The 24,731-nt window shown below is 70.3% G+C and carries 19 protein-coding genes; 6 read left to right on the plus strand and 13 right to left on the minus strand.

Annotated elements, in window-relative coordinates:
* Nucleotides 1-118 precede the first annotated feature (118 nt).
* From ACZ7CD_RS25685 to ACZ7CD_RS25695, 3 genes are all read left to right on the plus strand, one after another.
* Nucleotides 119-583, plus strand: coding sequence for a nuclear transport factor 2 family protein (locus ACZ7CD_RS25685; RefSeq protein WP_470379827.1), 465 nt, complete (start codon nt 119-121; stop codon nt 581-583).
* 46 nt (nt 584-629) lie between these two features.
* A complete protein-coding gene (locus ACZ7CD_RS25690; RefSeq protein ID WP_470379828.1) occupies nt 630-1,241 on the plus strand; it encodes a TetR/AcrR family transcriptional regulator in 612 nt (203 codons plus the stop codon).
* 89 nt (nt 1,242-1,330) lie between these two features.
* Nucleotides 1,331-2,350 carry an NAD(P)-dependent alcohol dehydrogenase gene (locus tag ACZ7CD_RS25695; protein ID WP_470379829.1) on the plus strand — a complete coding sequence of 340 codons (1,020 nt, stop codon included), beginning with the start codon at nt 1,331-1,333 and terminating at the stop codon, nt 2,348-2,350.
* Between the two features lie 26 nt (nt 2,351-2,376).
* Here ACZ7CD_RS25695 and ACZ7CD_RS25700 read toward each other — a convergent pair whose 3' ends face one another.
* Nucleotides 2,377-2,520: a hypothetical protein gene (locus ACZ7CD_RS25700; RefSeq protein ID WP_458432799.1), complete on the minus strand. Its 144-nt coding sequence runs from the start codon at nt 2,518-2,520 to the stop codon at nt 2,377-2,379.
* Nucleotides 2,521-2,620: 100 nt separating this feature from the next.
* On the opposite strand from ACZ7CD_RS25700, the gene ACZ7CD_RS25705 reads away from it, so the two are divergent.
* Both ACZ7CD_RS25705 and ACZ7CD_RS25710 read left to right on the plus strand, forming a co-directional pair.
* Nucleotides 2,621-3,961, plus strand: coding sequence for a glycosyltransferase (locus ACZ7CD_RS25705; RefSeq protein WP_458432800.1), 1,341 nt, complete (start codon nt 2,621-2,623; stop codon nt 3,959-3,961).
* Nucleotides 3,962-4,042: 81 nt separating this feature from the next.
* Complete coding sequence (locus ACZ7CD_RS25710) at nt 4,043-5,185, plus strand: hypothetical protein (protein ID WP_470379830.1); 1,143 nt, start codon at nt 4,043-4,045, stop codon at nt 5,183-5,185.
* Between the two features lie 65 nt (nt 5,186-5,250).
* Here ACZ7CD_RS25710 and ACZ7CD_RS25715 read toward each other — a convergent pair whose 3' ends face one another.
* From ACZ7CD_RS25715 to ACZ7CD_RS25760, 10 genes are all read right to left on the minus strand, one after another.
* On the minus strand, nt 5,251-6,732 hold the full coding sequence (locus tag ACZ7CD_RS25715; RefSeq protein ID WP_360384817.1) for a multicopper oxidase family protein: 1,482 nt from the start codon (nt 6,730-6,732) through the stop codon (nt 5,251-5,253).
* Nucleotides 6,641-7,291 carry a hypothetical protein gene (locus ACZ7CD_RS25720; RefSeq protein WP_470379831.1) on the minus strand — a complete coding sequence of 217 codons (651 nt, stop codon included), beginning with the start codon at nt 7,289-7,291 and terminating at the stop codon, nt 6,641-6,643. Before ACZ7CD_RS25720 ends, ACZ7CD_RS25715 begins: the two co-directional genes overlap by 92 nt.
* A 31-nt stretch (nt 7,292-7,322) precedes the next feature.
* A complete protein-coding gene (locus tag ACZ7CD_RS25725; RefSeq protein ID WP_360384821.1) occupies nt 7,323-8,228 on the minus strand; it encodes a nuclear transport factor 2 family protein in 906 nt (301 codons plus the stop codon).
* An 86-nt stretch (nt 8,229-8,314) separates the two neighbouring features.
* A complete protein-coding gene (locus tag ACZ7CD_RS25730; protein ID WP_458432803.1) occupies nt 8,315-9,349 on the minus strand; it encodes a zinc-binding dehydrogenase in 1,035 nt (344 codons plus the stop codon).
* On the minus strand, nt 9,346-11,577 hold the full coding sequence (locus ACZ7CD_RS25735) for an SDR family NAD(P)-dependent oxidoreductase (protein WP_470379832.1): 2,232 nt from the start codon (nt 11,575-11,577) through the stop codon (nt 9,346-9,348). The genes ACZ7CD_RS25730 and ACZ7CD_RS25735 overlap by 4 nt, the downstream gene beginning before the upstream one ends.
* A gap of 37 nt (nt 11,578-11,614) precedes the next feature.
* Nucleotides 11,615-12,301: an O-methyltransferase gene (locus ACZ7CD_RS25740; protein ID WP_360384827.1), complete on the minus strand. Its 687-nt coding sequence runs from the start codon at nt 12,299-12,301 to the stop codon at nt 11,615-11,617.
* Nucleotides 12,298-13,065: an L-tyrosine 3-hydroxylase gene (locus ACZ7CD_RS25745; RefSeq protein WP_470379833.1), complete on the minus strand. Its 768-nt coding sequence runs from the start codon at nt 13,063-13,065 to the stop codon at nt 12,298-12,300. Before ACZ7CD_RS25745 ends, ACZ7CD_RS25740 begins: the two co-directional genes overlap by 4 nt.
* Nucleotides 13,062-14,573 carry an HAL/PAL/TAL family ammonia-lyase gene (locus ACZ7CD_RS25750; protein ID WP_470379834.1) on the minus strand — a complete coding sequence of 504 codons (1,512 nt, stop codon included), beginning with the start codon at nt 14,571-14,573 and terminating at the stop codon, nt 13,062-13,064. The genes ACZ7CD_RS25745 and ACZ7CD_RS25750 overlap by 4 nt, the downstream gene beginning before the upstream one ends.
* Before the next feature lie 479 nt (nt 14,574-15,052).
* Nucleotides 15,053-15,979, minus strand: a complete 927-nt coding sequence (locus ACZ7CD_RS25755; RefSeq protein ID WP_360384833.1) for a LysR substrate-binding domain-containing protein — start codon at nt 15,977-15,979, stop codon at nt 15,053-15,055.
* A 555-nt stretch (nt 15,980-16,534) separates the two neighbouring features.
* A complete protein-coding gene (locus ACZ7CD_RS25760) occupies nt 16,535-17,428 on the minus strand; it encodes a LysR family transcriptional regulator (RefSeq protein WP_360384835.1) in 894 nt (297 codons plus the stop codon).
* Nucleotides 17,429-17,859: 431 nt separating this feature from the next.
* Here ACZ7CD_RS25760 and ACZ7CD_RS25765 point away from each other — a divergent pair, with 431 nt between their 5' ends.
* Complete coding sequence (locus tag ACZ7CD_RS25765) at nt 17,860-18,471, plus strand: TetR/AcrR family transcriptional regulator (protein ID WP_360384837.1); 612 nt, start codon at nt 17,860-17,862, stop codon at nt 18,469-18,471.
* An 8-nt stretch (nt 18,472-18,479) separates the two neighbouring features.
* Here ACZ7CD_RS25765 and ACZ7CD_RS25770 read toward each other — a convergent pair whose 3' ends face one another.
* Complete coding sequence (locus tag ACZ7CD_RS25770) at nt 18,480-19,208, minus strand: helix-turn-helix domain-containing protein (protein ID WP_360384839.1); 729 nt, start codon at nt 19,206-19,208, stop codon at nt 18,480-18,482.
* A gap of 201 nt (nt 19,209-19,409) precedes the next feature.
* Nucleotides 19,410-24,611, minus strand: a complete 5,202-nt coding sequence (locus ACZ7CD_RS25775; RefSeq protein ID WP_470379835.1) for a type I polyketide synthase — start codon at nt 24,609-24,611, stop codon at nt 19,410-19,412.
* Between the last annotated feature and the right edge of the window lie 120 nt (nt 24,612-24,731).

A 24,731-nucleotide genomic window follows, 5' to 3' on the forward strand; every position in this document is an offset into this window, starting at 1 on the left:
CGCACGCTCCGGTCGAACCACGCTCTCCCGTCCTCCCCAGGTTGCTGTTTACGACAGACTGTCGTAATGTTTGCGACAGATCGTCGTAAACATGCAGACCACGGGAACGGGGACACACATGACCACGCTGAACGATCGGGCCGAGCTCATCGAAGTGATGAGCCACTACGCCGACATCGCAGACCTGAAGGAGTTCGACGCGCTGCCCGGCCGGGTCTACACCGACGAGGTCTCGTTCGACTTCTCGTCCGTCACGGGCACTCCGCCGATGACGATCGCTCTGAGCCAGTACGTCGAGGTCCTCCGTGCGAGCTTCGCGGCGTTCAAGGCGACGCACCACGCCATCACCGGTCATGTCATCGAGATCGACGGCGACAAGGCCAGGATTCACGCCCACGTCCGCGCCGAGCACTGGGTGCCGGACGAGCTCACCGCCGATGGCGCCGGTCCGTGGCTGGTGGTCGGCTTCTACGACAACGAGGCGATCCGCACGCCGGAGGGCTGGCGGCTCACGCACGTCACGCTGACCGCGATCCACCAGGAGAACCAGCCCCGGCTGCCGGACGCCGTGCCGACGGCGTAGGACGAGGTCATCCGGCCGGAGCCGGCTTTCCGAGGAGAACGAGCAGATGCCGCGGATCAAAGCCGCCACCATCGAGGAACACCACGAGGTGGTGTGGGCCGACCTCACCGAGGCGGTGCGGCAGCTGCTGCTCGAACGCGACTACGACTCCATCACCATGGGCCACATCGCCGCGCAGGCAGGCCTCGCGCGCAACACCCTCTACAACTACGCCGGCGACAAGCGCGAGCTGGTCCTCGAACTGGCCCGGCGGGCCGGCCGTCCGTTGGCGCACCAGGTGTCCGCGATCGCCGCACGCTCCGCGGACCCGGCTGCCGGCAGGATGCGGACGATCATCGAAGCGATCTTGTCGGCCTCCACGAACCACGCCATGCGCCTGATGTTCCTCCCGAACTCCACACCGCTGGTCGCCGAGCTTCCGACAGGGCGGGAGAACCCGTTCACCGCACTTGTGACCGAGGTGGAGAACGTCGTCCGCGACGGCATCGGCACCGGCGAGTTCCGTGCGGTCGACGACGTCTCGCTCACCGTCGACCTCCTGACCGGCACCGTGCGCGCCGGCATCCACCGGATCAGCAGGGACCCCGGCGCACTTCCCACAACCGTCCGCGCGGTGCAGCACGTCGTCCTCGCTGCGATCACCCGCGAACAAGGCTGATCCCGGCTCCGCAGAGAGCACGTCCACCAGTTCCACCGATCACCGCACGGGTGATCGGTCGCCATCGGCTGTCCTGAGAGGAATTCACCATGAAGGTCATCGCCTACGCGGCCCGCACCGCCGGCGGCGCCTTGCAGCCCTACGAGTACGACTCGGGACCGCTGGGGCCCAACGAGGTCGACGTGCGCGTGACTCACGGCGGCATCTGCCACACCGATCTCGCCGCCATCGACGACGAGTGGGGCCTTGCGCGGTTCCCGGCCGTGGCCGGACATGAGGTCGTGGGCGAGGTGGTCGCCATCGGCTCCGCCGTCGACGAGGCGGCGTTGCCGATCGGGCAGCGCGTCGGCGTCGGCGCACTCGCCGGGTCGTGCTTCCGGTGCGAGTCGTGCCTCAGCGGGCGCACCAACCTGTGCCCACGTCGCGACGCCCTGGTGCTCCGCGGCGACCGCGGCGGCTTCGCCCACCACGTCAGGGCGAGCGATTGGCGCCACGTCCACCCGATCCCCGACTCGATGCCGTCCGAACACGCCGCACCGCTGATGTGCGCCGGCACCACGGTGTTCTCACCGCTGCTCGCCAACCGGGTACTCCCGACGCACCGCGTCGCCGTCGTGGGCATCGGCGGCCTCGGCCACCTCGCGCTCCAGTTCTTGACCAGGTGGGGTTGCGCGGTCACCGCCATCTCGACCACCAAGGACAAGCAGGCCGACGCCGAACGCTTCGGCGCCACGGACTTCATCGCCTCCCGGGAGCCAGGAGCCCTGCGGGCGGCAGCCGGCTCGTTCGACTTCGTGCTGTCCACCGTCTCCGGTGACCTGCCCTGGGACGACTACCTGGGAATCCTTGCTCCACAAGGCCGTCTCTGCATCGCGGGGGTGCCGGAGCGGCCCATCTCCGTGTCGGCCCTGGGATTGGTGTCCGAGGCGAAGGAGATCACCGGAGGCATCGTCGGGACGGTGACGGAGACCCGGCAGATGCTCGACTTCGCGGCCCGCCACGCCATCCGTCCCCAAGTGGAGACGTTCGCGCTGACCGACTTCGAACAGGCACTCGACCGGGTTCGCAAGGGCAACGTGCGCTATCGCGCCGTCGTCGACTTCACCTGAGAACAGCCCACGCCACTCGTATCACGTCAAAATTGACGGTCTTGTTGTTCCACAAGGCGGAATGACGCCTTGTTCACCACTGACGCGAGGGCAATATTCGGAGAGAGCACACCGATGAGGGAGTTTTGTGAACCAGCAAAGCGCCGACCCGGTTTCTCTTCGCCGGTCACGGCGGTCATCTCCCGGGCGCCCTGCACGAGTCGGCGACCGAGATTCCGGCACCGTCCGCCGACGGGCTTCTCCCCGAAACACACCTCCGGAGGTCAAGGTATGACGCGCGTGGTCATGGCAGCGATTCCCTTTCCCGGACACGTGAACCCGCTGCGCCCCATCGCCGCCCACCTCGTGGCCCGGGGGTACGACGTCACCTTCGTCACCGGCACCAACCTGCGCGACGCGGTTCTCAGCACGGGCGCCACCTTCCACCCGCTCAAGGGGCACGCCGACTACGACGGCCCGAACGTGTACCAGACCTTCCCGCAGCTCGTCGCCGCCGCGCCCGGTGTCGAGCAGATCTCCGTCTACCTCACCGAGGTGCTGGCCAAGCCCATGCGGGAGCAGCACGAGGCGATCCAGGAAGTTCTTGCCCAGCAACCGGACACGCCCACGGTCGTGCTGCACGAGATGTACTTCACCGGCCTGTGGCCGATCCAGCTGGGCGCGCCGGGCATCCGGCCCGCGCGGGTGCTCGGTCTCGGTGTCACGGTGCTTCCCCTGTACAGCGTGGACACGGCGCCTTTCGGGATGGGTCTGCCGCCCGACGCGTCGCCGAGCGGACGGGAGCGCAACGCCCGGCTCAACGCGGAGGTGCGCGCGGCGTTCTCCTCCGCGCAACGCCTCGCGGAGCAGCTGGTCCGCGACTGCGGCGGCACCGGCACGCTGCCGTCCTACTTCGACGCCCAGGTCGTGGTGCCCGACGAGTGCCTGCACCTGTCCATCCCCTCCCTGGAGTACCCGCGCAGCGACCTCCCCGGTTCGGTTCGCTTCGTGGGCGTGCCGTGGGAGGCCGACCACCAGGACGTGCCGCTGCCGCAGTGGTGGGACGACGTGCTCAACGCCGACAAGGTGGTGCTCGTTTCGCAGGGCACCGTCAGCAATGACGACTACTCCGAACTGATGCTGCCCACGATCGAGGCCCTGGCCGGCCAGGACTGCCTCGTGATCGCCACCACCGGCGGCCGTCCGGTGAGCGACCTCGGCGCCCTGCCGGACAACGTGCGTGCCGCGGAGTACATCCCGTACACGCAACTGCTCCCGCACGTCGACGTGTTCGTCAGCAACGGCGGGTTCGGCGGGATGCAAATGGCCCTCAGCCGCGGTGTGCCGCTCGTCCTGGCGGGCGAGACCGAGGAGAAGAAGGACGCCACCGCGCACGCCGCGTGGACCGGCGCGGCCATCAACCTCGCTACGGGCCGGCCGCGCGCCTCTGACATCGGCGCAGCGGTGAACGAGGTGCTGCGCGACAACAGCTACCGCGCCGCCGCGCAACGGCTGCAAGCCGAGTACGCGGAGTACGACGCGCTTCGCACCATCACCGAGATCGTCGACAGTGCGGGTAAATCCCCGATTTCTCAGGAAACCGGTCCGGTCGGCGATCTCCTCCACTCCTGACCTGCGGGACGCCGGGAACGTTCGCGCGGGACCGGCGCACCAGGTGAGGCCTACCGACACTCAGCAGAACGGCATGTGAAGATGCACATCTCGCGCACCAGCGAGCGTCACCGGCAGAACTTGCTGGCGGAACTGCTCTCCGACGACAAGGAGCTGATCACGGCGTTGGAGACGACGCTCACCGAGAGCGACGTCGCGGGCAACGTCGAGAACTTCGTCGGCGCCGTACCGGTACCCCTCGGGCTTTGCGGTCCCGTGCTGGTCAACGGGCAACACGCCGCAGGCGAGTTCGTGGTCCCCATGGCAACGCTGGAGGGCACCCTCGTGGCCTCCTACAGCCGCGGTGCGAAGATGCTCAAGGCGTCGGGGGGCTGCGAGGTCGTCGTGACGGCCGACCGCTTCCTGCGGGGCATCCACTACCGGGTGAGCAGCCTCCGCGCGGCGCAGGACCTCGTGACGTGGTGCCGGACCCAGGAGCAGGTGCTGCTCGCCGTGGCGGAGAGCACCAGCGGTCATCTGCGTGCGCAGCGCCTCAGCTTCGACCACGCCGGCTCCACCGTGCTGGTCTCCGTCGAGTTCACCACCGGTGACGCGATGGGCAGCAACATGGCGAGCAAGGCGATCGCCGCGGTCTCGGAGCACGTCGTCCGGCACAGCGGCATCGAGCTGGAGGAGTTCCTGCCGTACCCGGAGGACAAGAAGCCCATCCCGGCACGCCTGAAGGGCAAGTCGGTGACCGCTCGGGCAGTTGTCCCGGCGGACGTCGTGGCTTCGCAGGGGCGGACGGACGTGCTGCGGCTGGACCGGTACGTCCAGGCCTACCGGAGCACGCTCGCGCTGCACGGCAGCTCATCGCTCAACATCCACGTCGCCAACGGCATGGCCGGCCTGTTCCAGGCGTTCGGGCAGGACATGGCCTACCTGGGCGAGTGCGCGAAGGGAATCGTGGACTCGCGCGTGACGAGCAGTGGCGACTGGGAGGTCTCCCTGACGCTGCCGACGCTCGTCGTGGGGACGGTCGGTGGCGGGACCGGCCTGCCGGCCTTCCAGGCGACGCTGGGAATGGTCGGCTGCGCCGGCGCCGGCAAGGTGGCCAAGCTCGCCGAGATCATCGCCGCGGTGTTGCTGGCGGGCGAGGTCGGTTGCGCGGTCGCCCAGTGCGCGAACGAGTTCGTCTCCGCGCACGAGTCACTGGGGCGCAACCGTCCGGACAGGTCGGACTGAGCTCCCACGTCGAGCTGGACGCGGGTGGTGACCGGCAGTGCGGTCACCACCCGCGTCCAGCTCCCTCATCGTCTCGGCACGACCTCGAACTGGCCCATCATCGAGTGGGTCGCGTGGTCGAGGAAGTGGCAGTGGAACGGGTACCGGCCGAGGTGGGAGTCGAACGTCGCCTGGATGCGGACCACGTCGCCGGGGAACAGGCGGACGGTGTCCTTCGGGTATGAGTCGTAGGCGGGCTCGGGCTTGCCGTTCCGGTCGAGGACCCTGAACTGCACGAGGTGCAGGTGCAGCGTGTGCTGGATGCCGAGAGCGGCGTCGTCGTTCACGACCTCCCAGATCTCGGTCGAGCCGTGCTCGATCGTCGCGTCCACGCGGTCCGGGTCGAACCCCTGGTCGTTGATGACGAACTGGCCGCGCTCGAGGTCGAGCCGCAGGACGAAACGGCGGGTTCTCGTGACCCGGCCGCGCAGCGGGTCGTGCGCCGGCCATCCCGGGATCTGTCCCCCCACCGACGGAACCCGCGCGCGGGACCAGCCGGGGATGGCGATCTCCGGCTTGGCCCACGCACCCCCGTCGCCGACCCGGAACTGCAGGACGTCGCGCTTGTCCTCGGACAGGGCCGCCACGTTCTGCAGCGCGATGGCGGTGCCCGGCGGAACCGACCGGAAGTCCACCAGAACCTCGGCGCGCTCCGCCGGCCAGACGTCGACCTCCTGCCGCGCCGCAGGCACGCGCAGGAAGCCGCCATCGGACGCGATCTGCAGGAACGGCGCTCCGGTGGAAAGCCGGAACTTGAACATCTCCAGGTTCGAGCCGTTGATCAGCCTGAGGCGGTACAGCTTCCGCTTGACCTCGAAGTAGGGCTGCGGCCGTCCGTTGACGAGCACCGTCGGCCGGTTCAGGAAGTCGTCCGGCACGAAGACGAGCTGGCCCCTGCTGTCGAACTTCGCGTCCCTGAGCATGAGGGGAACGTCGAACTCGCCACTGGGCAATGGAAGCAGCGCGTCCACGGGGTCCGACAGCAGGTACGCGCCGGAAAGGCCGCGGTAGACCCGTTCAGCTTCGAGGTGGTGCGTGTGGTCGTGGTACCAGAGCGTCGCGGCCCGTTGGTCGTTCGGGTACCGGTACTCCCTGGACCGGCCGGGTGCGATCGGGTCCATCGGATGCCCGTCACTCGACGCCGGGACGTCCGCGCCGTGCAGGTGGACGGTGGCGGGGCCGGACAGGCCGTTGAACTGCCGGACCACGACGGCGCGACCGCGCCGGGCGCGGAGGGTGGGGCCGGGGAAGCTCCCGTTGAAGGTGAGCGTCCTGGTCCGGATGCCGGGGAGGACCTCCAGCTCGGTCTCCGCGATCCGCATGTCGTAGAAGTCGGTGTCCGCCGTGCTCCGCGTGGGCTTCAGCACCGGGGGGATCGACAGCGGCAGTGAGAAGGGCGGCACCTCCGGCGGATCGTCAGAGAACGCGGAGGCCAGCTGCTTCGCCGGGAAGACCAGGGCCGCGCCGACGACGGAACCGAGTTTGATCGCATCTCTTCTGTTCAGCACGTCGATCACCTTCAGGGAGTCGGGGGGCGATCCGCGGGTGGAGGGCGACCGCGGCCAGCAGGGAGAGCACGAACGAGTGCTGCAACACGGTGATCGCCGCGGACATCGTGTTGCCGCGTGAGATCGCGTTGCCGACGGTGAGTCCCGCGAGGGGGATCGTCGCCGAGGCGCTGAGGACGGCCGCCGTCGCCGCGAAGACCAGCGCGGCGGTGATGCGCCTGGTCGCCGCCCACCGCCGGGTGGCGGCGCCGGCCAGCACCACGATCGCCATCGTCACGTGCGCGGCGAGCAGCGTGATGCCGACGAAGTTGGGGACGGCGTGCGCAACGATGGCGGGAGGCGGGGCGAGGGCCCCGCCCCCTGTTCCCGCGTGGTGCCCGGCACCGGCCGGCAGGAGGGACGACTGCCGCGGCCTGACGTCCAAGTAGGACGACCAGTCCCGGATCTGCCAGGCGACGACCGCCGCGAGGACGATCGCGAGCAGAGCCAGTGGAGTCGTGGGCCGGCCACGGCCCGATGATGACGAGGACGCGGGCCGGAGTGCGAGTTCGTCCTGCATGGAGCCGCCTTTCCCGCCCGCGTCCTTCGGATCAGTACATCGTGTTGGGGTTGGCCGAAGTCGGCGGAATCGGCTGCAGGACGGCCCAGTGTTCCAGCAGTTTCCCGCCACGGACGCGGTACAGGTCGACACCTACGCCGTTCTCCATGTCGAACAGCTTCTCCAGGTGGACGAAGACCGCGACCAGGTCTCCCTCTGCGACGACGGTCTTCACGTTGGCGCGGTAGTCCGGCTGCGCGGCGTACGCGGCGTGCAGGAACTGCTGCAGTGCCTCGGTTCCGTTCGGGACGTCCGGGAAGTGCTGGTAGTAGGTGTTGTCCCCGATGTAGCGGTCCAGCGCTCGGAGGCGGAGCTCGTCATCGGGCTGGTTGACGATCTCGGAGAAGGCGGCCCGGCCGAGGCGTTCGCTTTCGGCGTCCGTGGCGAACGGCAGCGACTGGGAGATCTTCGGCGAGCTGAGCGTGGAGAACATGTCGTTGCCGATGCTCACCGGCCGGACCGCCTCGTTGACCTCCCAGTGCTCGGCGATCCTGCCCCGGTCGAGGCGGAAGAGGTTGATCTTGGCGACACCCGCGTCGCCGGGCTTCCCTGCGAAGTGGCTGTGCACCACGACCAGGTCGTTCTGGGCGATGGTCCGCTTCACGGTGAAACGGAGGTTCGGGTTCTGGTTCCGCAGGCCCGCGTGGTACGCCCGGAACGCGGCCCGGCCGTCTGCGATCGCCGGGTAGTGCTGGACGAGGTCGGGGCGCACCACCCTGTCGAGGTGGCCGAGGTCCCCGCGGTTCAGCGCGGAGTAGAGGCCGAGGACGACCGCCCTGTTCGCCCTTTCCTTCGGGGTGGCGATCGACTCGAACGCGCCTTGCCGGTGCTGGGTGGGTGCGGCGGTGACGGCCGGGTTGAAGGCGGCGATCACGGTGACGGAGAGGATGACCGGCACCACCGCACGCCAGCGGGTCCGGGATCGGTAGGTCCTTTTCGGCATCTTGGTTCTCGCTTCCTGCGATTGTGGAAGATGTGACTGCGCTAGGGCCGCACGAGCACCTTGGTGGCCGTGCGTGCGGCCATCGCCTCGTAGCCGGACGCGATGTCGTCCAGGCTCACCGCCTTGTCGAAGATCGAACCGGGGTCGAGCGTGCCGGCCAGCACCCGTTCGGCGAGTTCGGGGAGGTAGGCGCGGGCCGGTGTGAGACCGCCGGTGAGGGTGATTCCGCGGAAGAAGACCGAGGTCACGTCGCCGATCGGCGGGCTGCCCATCACGCAGGCGGTGCCGCCGGTCCGGCACAGCGCGAAAGCCGTGTTCTGCGCCTGCGGACCACCACCGCACTCCACCACCACATCGGCGCCGAGCCCTTGGGTGGCCGCGCGGACGAAATCGACGGACTCGGCATCGCTTTCGGGTCCCTGGGCTCGGAAGGTGTCCGTCGCACCGAAGTCGCGGCCCTTGCCCAACCGGGATTCGTGCCTGCCCACGAGGATGATCCGGCCTGCTCCCGCTTCCCTCGCCGCGAGCACGGCGCACATCCCGACCGGCCCGTCACCGAGGACGGCGACCGACGAGCCCGGCGTGACCCGGCCCGTCCGGACGGCGTGCAAGCCGGTCGCCATCGTGTCGGTGAGGGCGAGGAGCGAGGGCAGCCGTTCGTCGTCCTCGTCCACCGGCACCGCCACCAGGGTGGCGTCGGCGAAGGGGACGCGGACCGCTTCGGCCTGTGCGCCGTCACCGTCCACACCGAACATGCCACCCGCGGCGCAGGCGCTGTGCACACCGGCCTGGCACGCCGAGCAGGTTCCGTCGGCGAAGTTGAACGGGGCGACGACCATCATCCCGGGGCGGAGTGTGGCGACCTCGGTGCCGACGTCTTCGACCACGCCGACGAACTCGTGCCCGCAGCGAGGACCGGTGACCGGACCGGGAAGCCCGTGGTAGCCGTGCAGGTCCGTGCCGCAGATCCCGGCGACGACAACGCGGACGACCGCGTCACCGGGTGCCCGGAGCGCCGCGTCGGGGACTGTTTCCACGGTCAGCTCGTGCTTTCCGCGCAGGACCGCAGCCCTCATGAGCACACCTCTCGTCGGCTTGACCTGATCGAACCCGGCCCTCCCGGCAGCACGTCGTCCGTCCGGACGTACCGGCCCGACAGGTGGTCCGCCGCGCCCGTGACGACGGAGACCAGCGCGGCTGCGGCGTCCTCGGCGGCCGTGAAACGCCCTGACCGCCGGGCCTGCAACGTCCACGTCAGGATGTCGTCCTCCCAGCGGTTCCCCGTCCGGCCGCGGTCGAGGTGGGACCGGGTCATGCCGGCGTCGACCAAGCCGGGGTCGAACGCCACCGCAACCCGTGCGGAGCAGGCCAGCTCCCCGGCCAGGCTCGCTGTCACCGAGATCAACCCCGCCTTGGCGGCCGCGTAGGCGCTGGCGTGCGGCCAGCCGACCGCGCCGGCCCGGCTCACCACGTTCACCACGCGTCCGGTGAGCGAGGGCAGCACGGCCCGCGTCACCCGCACCGACCCGAAGAACCCGACTTCGGAGGTCTGCCGCCACTCAGCTTCATCCACCGTCCACAACGGACCGATCGGCCCTGCCACACCCGCGTTGTTCACCAGCACGTCGAGGCCACCCAGCTCGGCCACGACCTGGTCGACCCCGCGGGCCACCGAATCGTCGTCCGTCACGTCCAGGCACACCCAGGTCGCGGTTCCACCGGCTCGCCGGATTCCGTCGGCGATCTCCTCCAGGGCGTCCCGGTCGCGGCCGGCGACGGCGACGGACAGCCCGGCGGCGGCCAGCGCCTGCGCGAACGTCCGTCCCAGCCCGCGTCCGCCGCCGGTGACCAGCACCCGCAGCGCCGGAGGCCGCAACCGCTTGCCGGTCGAGGAACGCGGGATCGCCCGTACCCGCTCGATGGCCCGCACCCGTTCGTGCGGTGCGACGCGGTCCGCGACGTGGGCCGTGATGTCCGCGAGGGGCACCGGCTCGGCCAGCACGACGTAGGCCTTCGGGACCTCCCCTGCGACCGGGTCGGGCACGCCCACGACGCAGGCTTCGGCCACCGCGGGGTGGCCGGTGAGCACTTCCTCCAGCGCGGCCGGCGACACCTGGTGGCCCTTGTACTTGATCAGCGACTTCGCCCGGCCGGTGATCCGCAGGAAGCCGTGCGCGTCCCGGCTCACCAGGTCGCCGGTGCGCAGCCAGCCGTCCGCGTCCGCCGACGTGCGGGCGATCTGCGGCCCGCGCAGCCACAGCTCGCCCGACTCCGGCTCCGTGCCGCCGGTGAACCGCACCTCGGTGCCCGGGACGAGCACGCCGGTGGAGCCGGGCGGCACCTCGACGCCGTCCGGGCTGAAGCTCACGCACCCCGCCTCGGTCATCCCGAAGCCCTGCACCACCGGGACACCGAGGACCGCGGCGCAGCGGTCGGCGTCCACCGAGGGCAGCGGTGCACCACCGGAGACGACCAATCGCAGCGACGGCAGCGGCTGGCCGGTCGCACCGAGCTCGGTCACCACGCTCGGCACCAGGTACGCCAGCGACACGCCGTCCTCGGTGACGTCGCGGGTGAAGTCGGCGGCCGAGAACGGGGTCGCGCCGATGACCAGGGTGGCGCCCGCCCGCAGCACCGGGTTCATCGCCATCTGCATCCCGTAGACGTGCCGCAGCGGCGGCACCGACAGGACCACGTCGTCGTCGCGCACCCGGTGCAGGTGGGCGATCTGCCCGAGGTTGGCGGTCAGGTTGCGGTGCGACACCGGCACGAGCTTCGGTGCGCCCAGCGTGCCGCTGGAACTCATCAGCACTGCCGTGCGGTCGCCTCCGCGCGGAGACAGCGGCAACGGTGGCGTGGCCACTGCCTCGTCCCACGGCGTGCCGTTCGGTGTGGGGGCGCCGACGCAGACGGTCGGCAGCGAGACCTCCGGCGGTCCGAGGGCCGTCTCCGCGACCAGTGCCTTGGCACCGGTGCCGTCGATCGCGGCGCGCCACCGCTCGGCGGTGTCCCGCGGGTCGAGCGCGAGCACCACGGCACCGGCCGCGAGGATGCCGTGGTAGGCGACCACGAACTCGGCGCTGTTCTCGGCGAGCACCACCACGGTGTCGTCATCGCCGACCCCCGACCGGCGCAACCAGGCCGCGAGTCCGGCGACGGCCGCGCGCAGCCGTCCGTACGTCCATTCGAGACGCCCGCCCCGCGAGCGGTCCACCACCGCGACCCGGTCGTCGTCCGCGGCGCCCGGCCGCAGCACGTAGTCGCCTAGGTGTGCGTCGGCGGGCACCTCCCAGGCCGCCGTCACGGCCGCACCGGCACTTCAGCGGCTCCCCGTCCGGTCCTCACCGCTCCCCCGGGCCCTTCTTGCGGGCCAGGGTGAGCCCGTCCGCGACGGTCAGCAGGACCGACTCGACGCGGTCGTCGTTGCGGACGTGCTCGTTGAACTCGCGGATGGCGCGGGCGTTTCCCTCCGCGCCGGGTGAGGCCGCCTCGCCGGCGTAGAGCACGTTGTCGGCCACGATCAGGCCGTTGGGGCGCAGCCGGGGCACGAGCTCTTCCCAGTAGGTGCGGTAGCCGGCCTTGTCGGCGTCGAGGAAGGCCAAGTCGATGAACGGCTCTTCCGGAAGGCCGCGCAGGGTGTCGGCGGCAGGGCCGAGCAGCGGTTCCACCCGCTCGGCGACACCGGCCCTGGCCCAGGCGGCGGTGGCGATCCCCGCCCAGCGGTCGGTCACGTCGCAGGTGATCACCCGACCGGTCGGCCCCACGCCCTCGGCCAGCGCGAGCGTCGAGTACCCGGTGAACGTCCCCACCTCGACCGCCACGCGGGCGCCGGTCAGCCGGGCCAGCAACGTGAGCAGCGCTCCCTGTTCCGGCGGCACCTGCATCTCGGCCACCTGGCCGAGGGCGAGCGTGGCGTCGATCAGTTCGCGCTGGACGTCGGTGAACGGCGGGAGCTGACCCCGGACGTACTCGAGCACCTGCGGGGTGAGCAGCACCGCCTTGTCGGGCTGTTCCGCTGTTGTCGTCATGCGTGGGCTCCGTCCGCGAGAGCCGCCTCGGCGATCGGGACGAGGCGGGCGATGTGCACCGGAAGGTCGGTCTGGAAGTGGTTCACCGCGTCGCGGTCGTAGATCGCGTGCACCGGCTGCGTCGCGAGGTCCGCCAGCAGCGCCACCACCCGCGCCCGCAGCGCGGCGGTGAAGACGTGCGCGCAGACCTGGGCCCGGTCGACGAGGAAGAAGTCGTCGAGCAGCGCCTGCTCGTCCTCGGTGGGCGCCTGGTGGACGTCCCGCCCGGCATCGCGCAGCAGCGACCCGCCGACCGGCACGAGCCGGGCGGCCACCGTCATGTGCACGAGGCGGTTGAACTTCACCGCCGCCCTCAGCGCCGACCCCGGTGCGGGCCGCGCTGCGGCGAGCAGCGCGGCGGCGTGGCGGTGGTCGCGCGCCCACGTCCCGCTCAGCGCCGGGTGCCGCGCCGCCATCCGCGGCCGGATGACCGAGAGGTAGACCTCGGGGCGGCAGCTGCCCGAGTAGAGCAGCAGCGCCGAGTAGGTGTCGTGCAGGACAGCGGCCTCGTCGAGGTCACCGCGGCCGAGCGCGGCCGAGAGCAGCCGCCACACGCAGAAGGCACCGTGGTGGCCCAGCAACCAGCGGTACCAGGCGAACTCCGCCTCGCTGTCGGACGGCGGCGGGCCGACGGGTTCGTCGACGTCACCGGGGTGCCAGGCACACGGGGCGAGCGGGTTCTGCGGAAGCGGAACGGTGAGCCGGGGCAGCGGCGGAGCGGTCACGACAGCACCTCCGCGACGTGCTCGTCCAGCGCATCGGCAGCCGCGCGGATGTCCTCGTCGAGCGGACGGTCGTGGGTGATCGGCGCGACCCGCTCGGCCAGCGCCGCGACCAGGCCCGCGCAGTGCGGCGCGGTCGGCTCGCGATCACCGATGTGGGCGGCTTGGCGCACCGCGACGCCGAGGCAGCCGTGCAGCAGCCGCAGGAGGTTGGCCTGCTCGTAGGCGGTCAGCGCGGCTTGGGTGCCGAAGGGGACGACGTCCTGGTTGTGCAGGTTGGTGGGAATGCTCTGCATCGCCGCGGGCGTGCACGCCCGGCGCATCGCCACGACGACCGACGTCGCCAGCACCTGCAAGCCCTGGACCGCGTGCTGCTTGCCCGGCTCGGCCGCGAGCATCGGGGGCCGCCCTCCGTTGCGGCCGGGGTCCACCAGCAGGTCGACCTGCCGCTCGGCGAGGTTGCCGACCTGGGTCATCGCCGAGGACAGCAGGTCGGCGGCGAAGGCGGCGGGCTGGCCGAAGAAGTTCCCCCCGTGCGCGACGAGGTCTTCGTCCGGGAAGAACAGCGGGTTGTCGCTGACCCCGCGCAGGTCGTCGGCGACGGTCCGGGCCGACCACCCGGCCGCCGACCGGGCAGCGCCGAGCAGCTGCGGCGCGCACCTGATGCTGTAGGGCTCCTGCAGCGGCCGCCCCGCCACCGGCGTGGTTCCCCCGAGCCACCACGACAGCTCACGGCCGGCCGCTTCGGCCTCGGGATGACCGAACGCCTCCAGCAGGGACGGTGCCAGGAACGCGGGCGTCGCACCGAGCAGGTCGGCCAGTGCCGCCGTCAGCGCGACCGCGACCTTCAGGGAACGTTGCGCCGACAGCACCGCAAGCCCGGCGGCCGCCGTCGTCACCGACGTCCCGTTGACCAGCGCCAGCGCGTCCCGGCCGTCCAGCTCGAGCGGGGCCAGGCCCGCCGCGCGCAGGGCGTCGCCCGCGGGCATCCGATCGCCGTCGAAGTAGGCGTACCCGTGCCCGCGCAGGCTCTGCACGGCGTGCGCCAGGGGAACCAGGTCTCCGCTGGCTCCGACCGAGCCCCAGGTCGGTATGGCGGGGGCGAAGCCGCTGTCGAGCATCCGGGCCAGTGCGTTCACCGTGGACATCGACGCGCCGGACAAGCCGCGGGCCAGGGACCGCGCACGCACGAGCACCGCCGCGCGGGCGACGGGGACCGGCAGGTCGGGCCCCTGTCCGACGGTGAGGTGCTGCAACACGTTGTCGCACTGCGCGGTGCTGCTCTCCCGGCCGTCGAAGACGACCAGCGGCCCGAATCCCGTGGTGGCACCGTAAACCGGGCGTTCGGACCGCGCCAGGGTCGCCTCGACGAAGCGCCGCCCGCGCTCGACGTCCGCCACGACCTGTGCGGGCAACGTGATGCGCATCGGCCGAGTCGCGGCCTCCAGGTGGACCAGCTCCACGGGAGCCGAGAGATCGAGGGTGGTGGTCGCGGAATCGATCGGGCTCATCGTGTCATCGCCCCTAGTTCGGCCGAAGTGGGTTGGAGCTCGTCATCAGCCACGTTGGTCAGGTCAGCGGCCGTCCGAAGTGGTCGCGCTGTTCACCGGAAGAGGTGGGCCGCCGGCGAAGCGACTTCCCACCTCGAGAAGCACTCTCACCCTGTCCGCGTAACGATTTTCGTCGCAAGTATGTAGCCGCGGAGCCGTCGCACAACCGGACATTCCAGCTACCGGAACGACGACCGCGAGCCGCAACAGGCCGACACTGTCCACAAGCGACTTCCGCGCGGCACTTCCCGCCGTCGCCTGTCGACCGCAGGGCGTTCGTCGACGAACAACCGTTGCGGGAAAACGACTTCGTGGTGTAGAGCGGCCTCGACGCGACTGACCGGAGGGTTAGCGGCGGTTTGATCAAGTGTTGGTGGTACTTGCAGACGCCTGGGCAGCAACGAAGGGGAAGGGGGCGGACAAGGCTTCTGTCCGGGTGCTCAGCCGGCCGCCCGCGTGTCATCGCACTGCTCGCGCTGCGGCCAGTGCGCGCCGAAGGCCTTGAGCACGTTGGTCATCAGGGGCGAACACTGCGACCTGTGCCACGCCAGGGCGATCCCCACGTTCGCCCCGTCCTCGAGGGACCGGACCGTGATGCCCGACAAGGGGATGGAACGGGCGGACTCCGGCACCACACCGATTCCGAGCCCGGCTGCGACCAGCGCGAGGAGCGTCGGCATGTTCGAGACCACGTGCTTGCGCTTCGGGCTGAAGCCGGCCTTCAGGCACATCTGCAGCACCGCCTTGGCAATCCCTGCCTCCGGCTTCACCTCGGTGATGAAGGCTTCGTCGCGGAGGGCCGCGACGCTCAGCGACTGCCTCTCCGCGAGCGGGTGGTCGACGGGGAGGACGACGACCAACCGCTCGTCGCGGACGGGGAACAGTTCCACGTCCTCGCAGTGCACCGGCGGGTGCACGACCCCGAGGTCGAGCGTCTCCTCCCGGAGCCTGACGCACTGCTCCTCTGTCGAGAGGTCCGAGTGCACCTCGAACTCGACGCCGGGCAACCGCTTCCGGATCGTCTGGACGAGGAACGGCATGTGCGCCAAGGCGGCCGATCCCGTGAGCGCGATCCGGAGCAGTCCCGTCTGACCTTCTCCCAGCAGCCGGACGCCGTCGACCCCGGCATCGATCCGGCTCAGCGTGTTCAGGGTCTCGTCGAGGAAGAACCGGCCCGCCTCGGTGAGCTCCACCCGTCGCGTCGTCCGCGCCAGAAGGCACACGCCGAGCTCGTCCTCCAACTGCCGAATGGCGTGTGACAGAGCAGGCTGGGCCATGTTCAGCTTTTCGGCCGCCTGACCGAAATGACAGGTTTCGGCAACTGCGGCGAAGTACCTGAGGTGCCGGAGTTCCACCCTGCTCGCCATCAACAACCTCAATCACCCGGCCACAACAACGGCTCGCCGACTTCGCACTCCACGACCGGCAACAAAACAGCCTGTTCGAAAGTCTCGAACCGCCCGCGCAACTGCGGTGCGAGCCCTTCCAAACGATGACGTTCAGTTGTCAGCCAGCAACAGTATGTCCACTTCGACCGGGTGCCGCAACCGCTGGAGAATGTTAGCGCTCTCAATTCGGTGCACCGCCCGGCAAGCGGCCGACCTCGACAGATGACACACCTGTGACGAGCGCATCAGCAGACCAGCCGTTCGGAGCATCGACAGCGCAGACCGGCGCAGATTATTCGCGGTCAAACATCCGCTCTGCAGCACCACAGCAGCACACTCATGAATTAAAATCCGAATGATGCAACATCGATAAACCGGTCGAAAACCGGACTTGGACACGAGGGAAACGTGAAATGAAATAGGGACCGAGCCGCACCGCACCTTCTCCGCGGCGGTCACCGCACAGCTCTCCCGCCCGCCGACGAGCGGGGAGGAAAGCCTTGCCGGAGAACGAAAGTGAGGTCGAGTCCGGGACTACACCTTCGACAGAAGGCCCTCGAACGTCCTCACCACGTCGGCGAGCACCGGGGACTGCTTCGACCTGAGCCACGCCAGGGCCACCGGCACCATCGGCGCTTCGCTGAGCGGGCGGAACGTCACGCCCGGGACGGGGACCGAGCGGGCGGCGTCCGGCACCACGCCGATCCCGAGACCGGAGGCGACCAGTGCGAGGAGAGTCGGCATGTTCGAGACCACGTGCTTCTTCCGCAGGCTGAAGTCGGCGTTCAGGCACATCTTCATCACCGCGTTGGCTATGCCCGTCTCCGGCTTCGCCCCGGTGATGAAGGACTCGTCCCGCAGGTCCGCGATGCCGACCGACTTCTTCTCCGCGAGCGGGTGGTCGAGCGGGAGGACGACGATCAAGGGCTCCTCGCAGATCGGGATCAGTTCCACGCCGTCGGGAACCGGCGGGTGCACGACCCCGAGGTCGAGCGTCTGGTCACGGAGCCTGACGCACTGCTCCTCTGTCGAGAGGTCCGAGTGCACCTCGAACTCGACGCCGGGCAGCTCCCTGCGGATCGACTGGATCAGGAACGGCATGTGCGCGAAGGTGACCGAGCAGGTGAGCCCGATGCGCACGAGTCCGGACTGCCCCTCGTTCAGCAGCCTGACACCGTGGATGCCGGCGTCGACACGCCCCAGCGTGTGCAGCGCCTCGTCGAGGAAGAACTTGCCGGCCTCGGTGAGCTCCACCCGCCGCGTGGTGCGGACCAGGAGGCTGACGCCGAGTTCGTCCTCCAATTGTTTGATCGCGTTCGACAGCGCGGGCTGGGCCATGTTGAGCCGTTTCGCGGCCTGACCGAAATGACACGTCTCGGCCACCGCGGCGAAATATCGCAGATGCCTGAGCTCCACCCTGTTGCCCACGAAGACCACCATTCACGTCGCGGCACCGGGCTGGCCGAAATCGACACCTTCGCATTCGACGACATCACCGGTCGCCAAAAACGCGACCGTCGGTTTCACTCACCCTCCGGTTGCCGGTTCACGACAGTATGTCCGCCACCGGAGGGCTGCGCAAGGTCTGGAACGTGAACGTTCTTGATTGAACTGCCTGGTCCAGGCGTTACGCTGATTCCAATTGACACGGAGATTCACCCTTTAGGGCTATCAAGATTCCTATCCAGAACCCCGTTGCAGCAAGAAACCAGAACGCCGACGTTCCCGACTGATGACGCAGTGCGACGACCGCGCGCGGCTCCGCGGTCCGGAACGCGGGTGGCGCAGATTCGCCGCCGGTGATAGGTACTGAGCGTGAGGACCACTTCGAGCCGGGAAGGACACCGGGCACCGCGCCGATGAAGCCACGAGGAGACTCCTACGGCGGAAGGTCCCGCCTCGAACGGTCAGCTCAGCGACGGGAACGACTGGTCGAGGCCACGTTGGAGCTGTTCTCGGCGCGCGCGTACGACGACGTCACGGTCGCGGACGTGTGCGTTCGCGCGCAGGTGTCGAAGCGCTACTTCTACGAGCACTTCACCGATCGCGGTGACCTGGTGTTCCAGGTGCACACCGAGCAGAACAGGTGGCTGCTCGAAGGCATGGTCGAGGCCTCGCCGCGCAACCCGTCCGGTCCGCGCGAGCTCATCTTCCCGATGATGAAGGCGCTGGTCACCATGCTGTCGGAACACCCGCAGCGGGCGCGGATCATCTACATCGACGTGCCGCGCCTCGAGTCACTGCGCCGGGAGTCCATGCGCAGGCAGGCGGAGTTCTTCGGCCGCCTGGTCCGCGGGGTCGTCGGCCCCCAGCACGACCGGGTGCTGTTCCAGCGGGCCTCGCTGGCGCTCGTCTCCGGGATCTCCCAGGTGGTGACCGAATGGGTGACCAGGGGGTTGACCGATCCCGTCGACCCCCTGGTCGAGCACCTCACCAGGATCGTCTGCGCCGTGCTGCGCGACCTCGGCTGAGGCCTGGCTCAGCTCGCCAGACCTGCGCACAACGGCTCGTACAAGCGCGCCACGTGCGCCAGCGCGGTCTGGACCTCCCCCCGCGCGACGAACGCCTGCGGCCCGGTCACCGACACCGCGGCGAACAGGGGGCCGTCCGCGACGACCGGCACGGCCGAGGTGCGCAGACCCCGGTGAGTGACCCCGTCGTCGTGCGCGACCCGGGAGGCGGGCCGGCCGGAGGAGCTCCGATGCGCCTTCAGCGTCAGCACCGCCTTTCCGGCGGCGGTCTCCAGCGCGGACCACGACCGGCCGAAGTCGACCGGACCGGACAGCAAGCCGGCACCGGGAGGCTCGAACTGCTCCACGCAGCGGACCACGTTGTCCTCCACGACCATGAGCTGCACCAGCAGGTGCGTCAGCTCGTACAGGCGCAACATGCCCTTGAGCGCGTGCCGCCGCAAGAGGGCGTGGTCGTCGCTCGTCAACCCCGCTGTCAGTCGCAGGTCGCCCAGTTCGTACCCGTTGGCGATCCGCCGGACGGCCTGCTCCGCCTCCAGCGTGCGCAGCAGCCGGTGAGCGGTCGTCTTGGCGAGCTGCAGGTCCCGTGCGATGTCGGCCAGGGAGCAGACCCCGCCCTTCCTCCCCAGGTAGCGGATGATCAACACCGCCTTTTCAACCGCCCCCTGGGACTTTTCCGCGGAACACGTCTCGTCCACCCACGCCGTGCTCACCGAGGAACCGCGCGCAGACGTCATCCGAACCTCCGATGACCGGGATTCTGAAAATATTCATGAACGCGCCGACCCTAACCGGATTATTCCAGTCGGATCAACACGCGGTGCCATATATCGACGAGCCGAATGGACTGATCGGCCTCGACTCAACAATTGGTCTGGGATCATGAACGCACGACACGCACGCCACGGCGCGAGGCAGGGGTGATCGGCTTTCTGAGTTCACCGCGCCGCCGTCGTGACGAGGTAGCGGGTCAGGGCCGCCGGTGTGGGATGGGTCCAGAGGATGCCCGCGGGCAGCTCGACTCCGGTGCCCTGCTGCAGCTTGCCCCGGATCGCGATGCCCATGACCGAGTCCAGGCCGATGTCCGAGAACGGCCGTTCGGGTTCGATCCGGTGTTCCGGCACACCGGTCTCGGCCGCCACCACGCTGCGGATCACGGCCATCGCCGCGTCGGACACCTCGTCCGCGGGCAGGTCCCGCAGCAGGGTGACCGGTTCCGCCGCCGAGCCTCCGCGCGACTCGCCGTTCCGCGGGTCGCGGACGTGTTCGAACAGCGCGCGACGTCCCCCCGGCGGCGGTGTGGTCGGCCTGACCACCAGCGCGTAGCCGTCATCCGTGGTGTGCAGGCAGTTCCACACGCGCAGCGCCTCGGACGGGGTGATGTCACCGAAGCCCTGGGCCTCCATGCTCTGCAGTCCGTCGGCACTGAGCTTGCCCATGCCGGTGTCACGCCAGACCGTCCAGGCGATCGAGGTGGTGTTCCCGCCTCGGTGCCGGCGGTGTGCGGCCAGGCCGTCCAGGAACGAGTTGGCCGCGGCGTAAGCGGTGCAACCGGGCAGCACGACCAGCGGTGCGGTGGAGGAGAACAGCACCATCTCGTCGATGCTCCCCGGCGGGAACAGCTCGTGCAGCACCACCGCACCCAGCACCTTGGCGTGCAGCGTCTCCCGGATCGACTCCTCGTCCAGGTCGTCCACCAGGCGGCCGTGCACGGCTCCGGCCGTGTGGACCACGCCTCGGATGGGCGGCATGCGCAGGAAGTCGGGTGTCAGCACCGCTCGTGCGGCGTCGGCGTCGGTCACGTCCAAGGCGAGCGGGAGGACGTTCACCCCTTGGCCCTCAAGCTCCTCGACGACGCCGATGGCGCGCCGGGTCGCGTCGTCGTGCTGCTCCTCCCAGGTGGAACGCGGCGGCAGTCCACGCCGGCTGGTCAGGACCAGCCGGCGGGCGCCCCGTGAGGCGAGGTGCCGCGCCGCCTCCAGCCCGAGTGCCCCGAGACCGCCGGTGACCACGTAGGTGGCGTCGGGTCGCAGGGGCACCGGCGGGGTCTGGGCGCGGTCCGGGCGGGGAACGACGCGACCGGCGAGCAGTTCACCGTTCCTGACGACCAGCCAGTCCTCCGCGGGGGGTTCGTTGAGGACTCGCGCCACCAGCTCGAACGCGGCGTCGTCGTCGCCTCCCTCCAGGTCGAGCACGCCACCGCGCAGCTCCGGGTGTTCGGAGGCGATCACCCGTGCGGCTCCCCACAGGGGCCGATGCGCGAGACCGGAGGACGTGGTGCAGGCCAGGGCTTCCCTGGTGAGGACCCACAACCTGGTTCCCGGCCGGTCGGCCTCGGCCGCGGACCGGGTCACGTCGGCGAGATCGGTCAGGTGGCGGACGGTGGCGTCGTACTCCTGTCCCGGTCCGGAGTACGGGGCCAGGTACACCACGTGGTGCGGCCCGTCGCCCGCGGGCGGGTAGATGTCCTGTGCGGCTTTGACGAGCGTGCACGGCAGACCGGCCCGCACGAGGTGCTCCGCGAGCTGTTCCGCGGTCGCCGAGGGTTCGGTCGAGACCAGCGTGACCGTGGCCGCGGGCGTCTCGACGGCCGGGACCTCCAGCGGCTGCCAGGAAAGCCCGTGCAGGAAGGTCCTCGGGTCGGCGATCAGCGTCTGGTCCGCGTCGAGAACGCCGAACCGGAGCCCGGTGACCCTGGCGGACGACTGTCCGCCGGTCCCCTGGAGGTCCAGGTCGATGGTGTCGGTGGTACCGCTGCGCAGGCGTGCGACCAGGTGGACCGACGACGGAGCGGGACCGGTCCACTCGACCGACTCGATGGAGGCGGGCATGCGGTAGATGCCCTGCCGGGCCAGCGGAAGCGAGGACAGCGTGGTGGCGGCGTCGAGGACCACGGCCCAGTGGGACGCACGGCCGGGCGTCGACACGGTCGCGTGCACCACGTCGTCGTCGTGCCGGAGGTGGTCCACCTGCCAGTCGAAGGCCAGACCTGACACCCCCAGCGGCCGGAGCAGGTCGAGCACCTCGTCGGTGCCGACGGGGAGCATCGGCAGCACCGGGTCTCCGACGACCTCGGCCGCGTCGGCGCGCACGGTGCCGGCACCGCCGTCGCGAGCGGAGGTGTGCGTGGTCCAGGACGTCTCTTCGGACGCCTCCTGCAGACGGGAGGAGAGCACCGCCCTGCCGTCCTGGCGGACGACCTGGACGGCGCGGTCCTGCTCGGCCGGCAGAGGGGTGCGCAGGACGACGTCGCGGAGGTGGCGCGGCTTGTCGGCAGCACCCGTGATCGCGTCGGCGAGCGTGCACAACAGCACGGCGGCGGGAACGATGTCCACGCCGTGCACGGTGTGCGGGGCGTCGTACGGCCTGTTCTCAGGCGACAGGGTCGTCTGCCACACGGCAGAAGGCGGCACGGTGGCAGCGGTCAGCCGGGAACCGAGCAGGGTGAAGGACTCCGGGTCGTGGCCTCCTGTCCCCCGGTCCAGGGGCGCCTCGGGAAGCCAGTACCGGCTGTGCTGCCACGCCGTGCGCGGCAACGCGACCGCCGCCGAGCGGGGCCAGCGGGCTCGCCAGTCGACGTCGACTCCGGCGCAGTGCAGCCTGCCCAGCTGTGCCGTGAGCTCCGGGAGCGCCGGCTGCGCGCGACGCAGCGAGTGCGCCGCGGTGACCGCCGGAACGGCCAGCGACTCCGCGATCTGAGCGATGTTGTGGACGACGACGGGATGCGGTGAGATCTCCAGGAAGTGGCGGTGTCCATCGTGGACCGCTGCTTCCACACCCGCCGCGAACCGCACGGGGCGCCTGAGGTTCTGCTGCCAGTAACCGGCGTCCCGTGGTGCGCCGGAACGCGGGTCGTCCAAGATCGTGCCGTACAGCCGCAACGACGGCGGGCCGATCGACAGGCCGTGCACAGCGGCGCCGAGGTCGTCGACGAGCCCGTCCATGTGCGAGCTGTGGAAAGCGACGTCGGAAGCCACCCGGCGAACCACGCGGCCCTCTTCGGCCAGCACGGTCGTGCACTCCTCCACCGCGGCCACGTCGCCCGCCAGCACGGACCACCCGCGGGCCGGTTCGATCGCCGCCGTCAGGCCGGACTTGCCCGCGAGCCGTTCCTCCAGCTCGTCGAACGGCACGTCGAGCAGGACCATGGCACCGCGTCCCGCCACGGTCCCGAGCAGTGCCGCGCGGCGGCAGGCGAACCGGGCGGCGTCTTCCGCGCTCCACACGCCCGCGGTCACCGCCGCGGCGATCTCGCCCATCGAGTGGCCGAGTGCCGCCACCGGTTCGACACCCCAGGACCGCCACACCTCGGCCAGGCCCAGGTGCATGGCGAACAACGTCGCCTGGATGCGGTCCGTCCGCGTGCAGTCCCCCTCGTCGATCTCGGTGATCAGCGAGTACCCGGCCTCCTCGCGGAACACCGGGTCGAGTCGCTCGCACAGGGCCGCGAACGGTGTGCTCGACCGGAGCAGCTCATGTCCCATGCCCGCCCACTGGGAACCGTGGCCGGAGAAGACGAACACCGGTCCGGCGGCCTGCTCGGTCGCCCTGCCGTGCACCACCCCCGGCACCTTCTCGGTCGCGGACCACGCCCGGAGGCGGTCGACCGCCTCGCCGCGATCGGTGGCGACCACAGCGGTCCGCCACGGCAGGTGCGACCTGTGCAGCGCCAGCGTGGCCGCCACCGCGCCGACGTCCTGCTCCCCCGTCTCCAGCGCGTCCGCGAGCCTGGACACCGTCGGTGCGAGCGCCTCCTGGGTGGCGGCGGACAGGACGAGCAGGGACGGGGCGCCGGTGACGTCCGGCTCCCCGTGTGGTTCCAGCGGGTCGCCTTCTGCCAGGCAGACGTGCGCGATGGTGCCCCCGTAGCCGAAGCTGGACACACCGGCCAGCTTCGGCTTTCCGGCGACCTCCGGCCAGGTGGTCGGCTCGGTCACCACCTTGACCGACCGCTCCGCCTCGACCGCGGGGTTGACACCGTCCCGCGCTCCCACCGTGGGCGGCAGGACACCGGCACGCATGGCCAGCACAGTCTTGATGATGCCGACCACCCCTGCACCCGCCTCCAGGTGCCCCACGTTGCCCTTCACCGATCCGATGAGCAGAGGCGAGTCCGGTGCCCGGCCGGCTCCGAGGACGGCAGCGGCCGCGGCCGCCTCCGTCGGATCGCCTAGAGGCGTGCCGGTGCCGTGCGCTTCCAGGTAGTCCACAGCGGACGGATCGATGCCGGCGCCGGTGTAGACGGATCGGAGCATCTCCTGCTGTGCGACGCCGTTGGGCGCCATGATCCCGTTGGTGCGGCCGTCCTGCCGCACCGCGCTCGCACGGACGACGGCCAGGACGTTGTTGCCATCACGCCGGGCGTGGTCCAGCCGCTTGAGCACCACGACACCGGCACCCTCGCCGCGCCCGTACCCGTTGGCGGAGGCGGCGAACGGCTTGCTCCTGCCGTCGGCGGCCAACGCTCCCGACGCGCCCAGCGACAGGGTCTGCGCGGGTGCGGCGATCAGGTTCACCCCGCCCGCGATCACGACGTCGCACTCCCCGGAGAGCAGCGCCTGCCGTCCGAAGTGGATCGCCGCGAGCGAGGACGAGCACGCGGAGTCCAGCGCCAGGCTCGGACCGCGCAGGTCGAGGAAGTACGAAACCCGGTTCGCGACGGCGCAGTAGGCGCCGCCGATGCTGCTCCACGGACCGATCCGCTCGGGATCGTTCAGCAGCATCTGCCCGTACTCACCGCCACCCACGCCGATCAGCACGGCGGAGTTGCTGCCGGCGAGCGACAGAGGCGGGATTCCGGCGTGTTCGAGTGCTTCCCACACCACTTCCAGCACCAGGCGCTGTTGCGGGTCCATCAGGACCGCTTCTCTGGGTGTGACGCCGAAGAACTCGGCGTCGAAGCTCGCGGCGTCCTCCAGGTAGGCGGCACGGCTGACCGCCCGGTCCACCGCGGCGGCGGCCGCCGGACCGTGTGCCGGGTACGACGACCACCGGTCGCGGGGGAGGTCCCCGACCTCACTGCGTGCCGCGATCAAGCCGGCCCAGAAGTCCGCCGGTTCGCAGATGCCACCGGCCAACCTCATGCCCAGACCCACGACGGCGACGTCGTTGTCCGGGCTACCAGAACTCAAACGCGTCATTTTGCTACCTCACAGATTTCGGTCAAGCCGCCTCGATCTCACGGGGTCTCCCAGCCAGCTCCGGGAGCCGGCCGCAGGGCGGGTGCGGCCGGGCGATGATGACGAGCGCGGAGCCCACCG

Source organism: Lentzea sp. NPDC036949, from assembly GCF_055608075.1.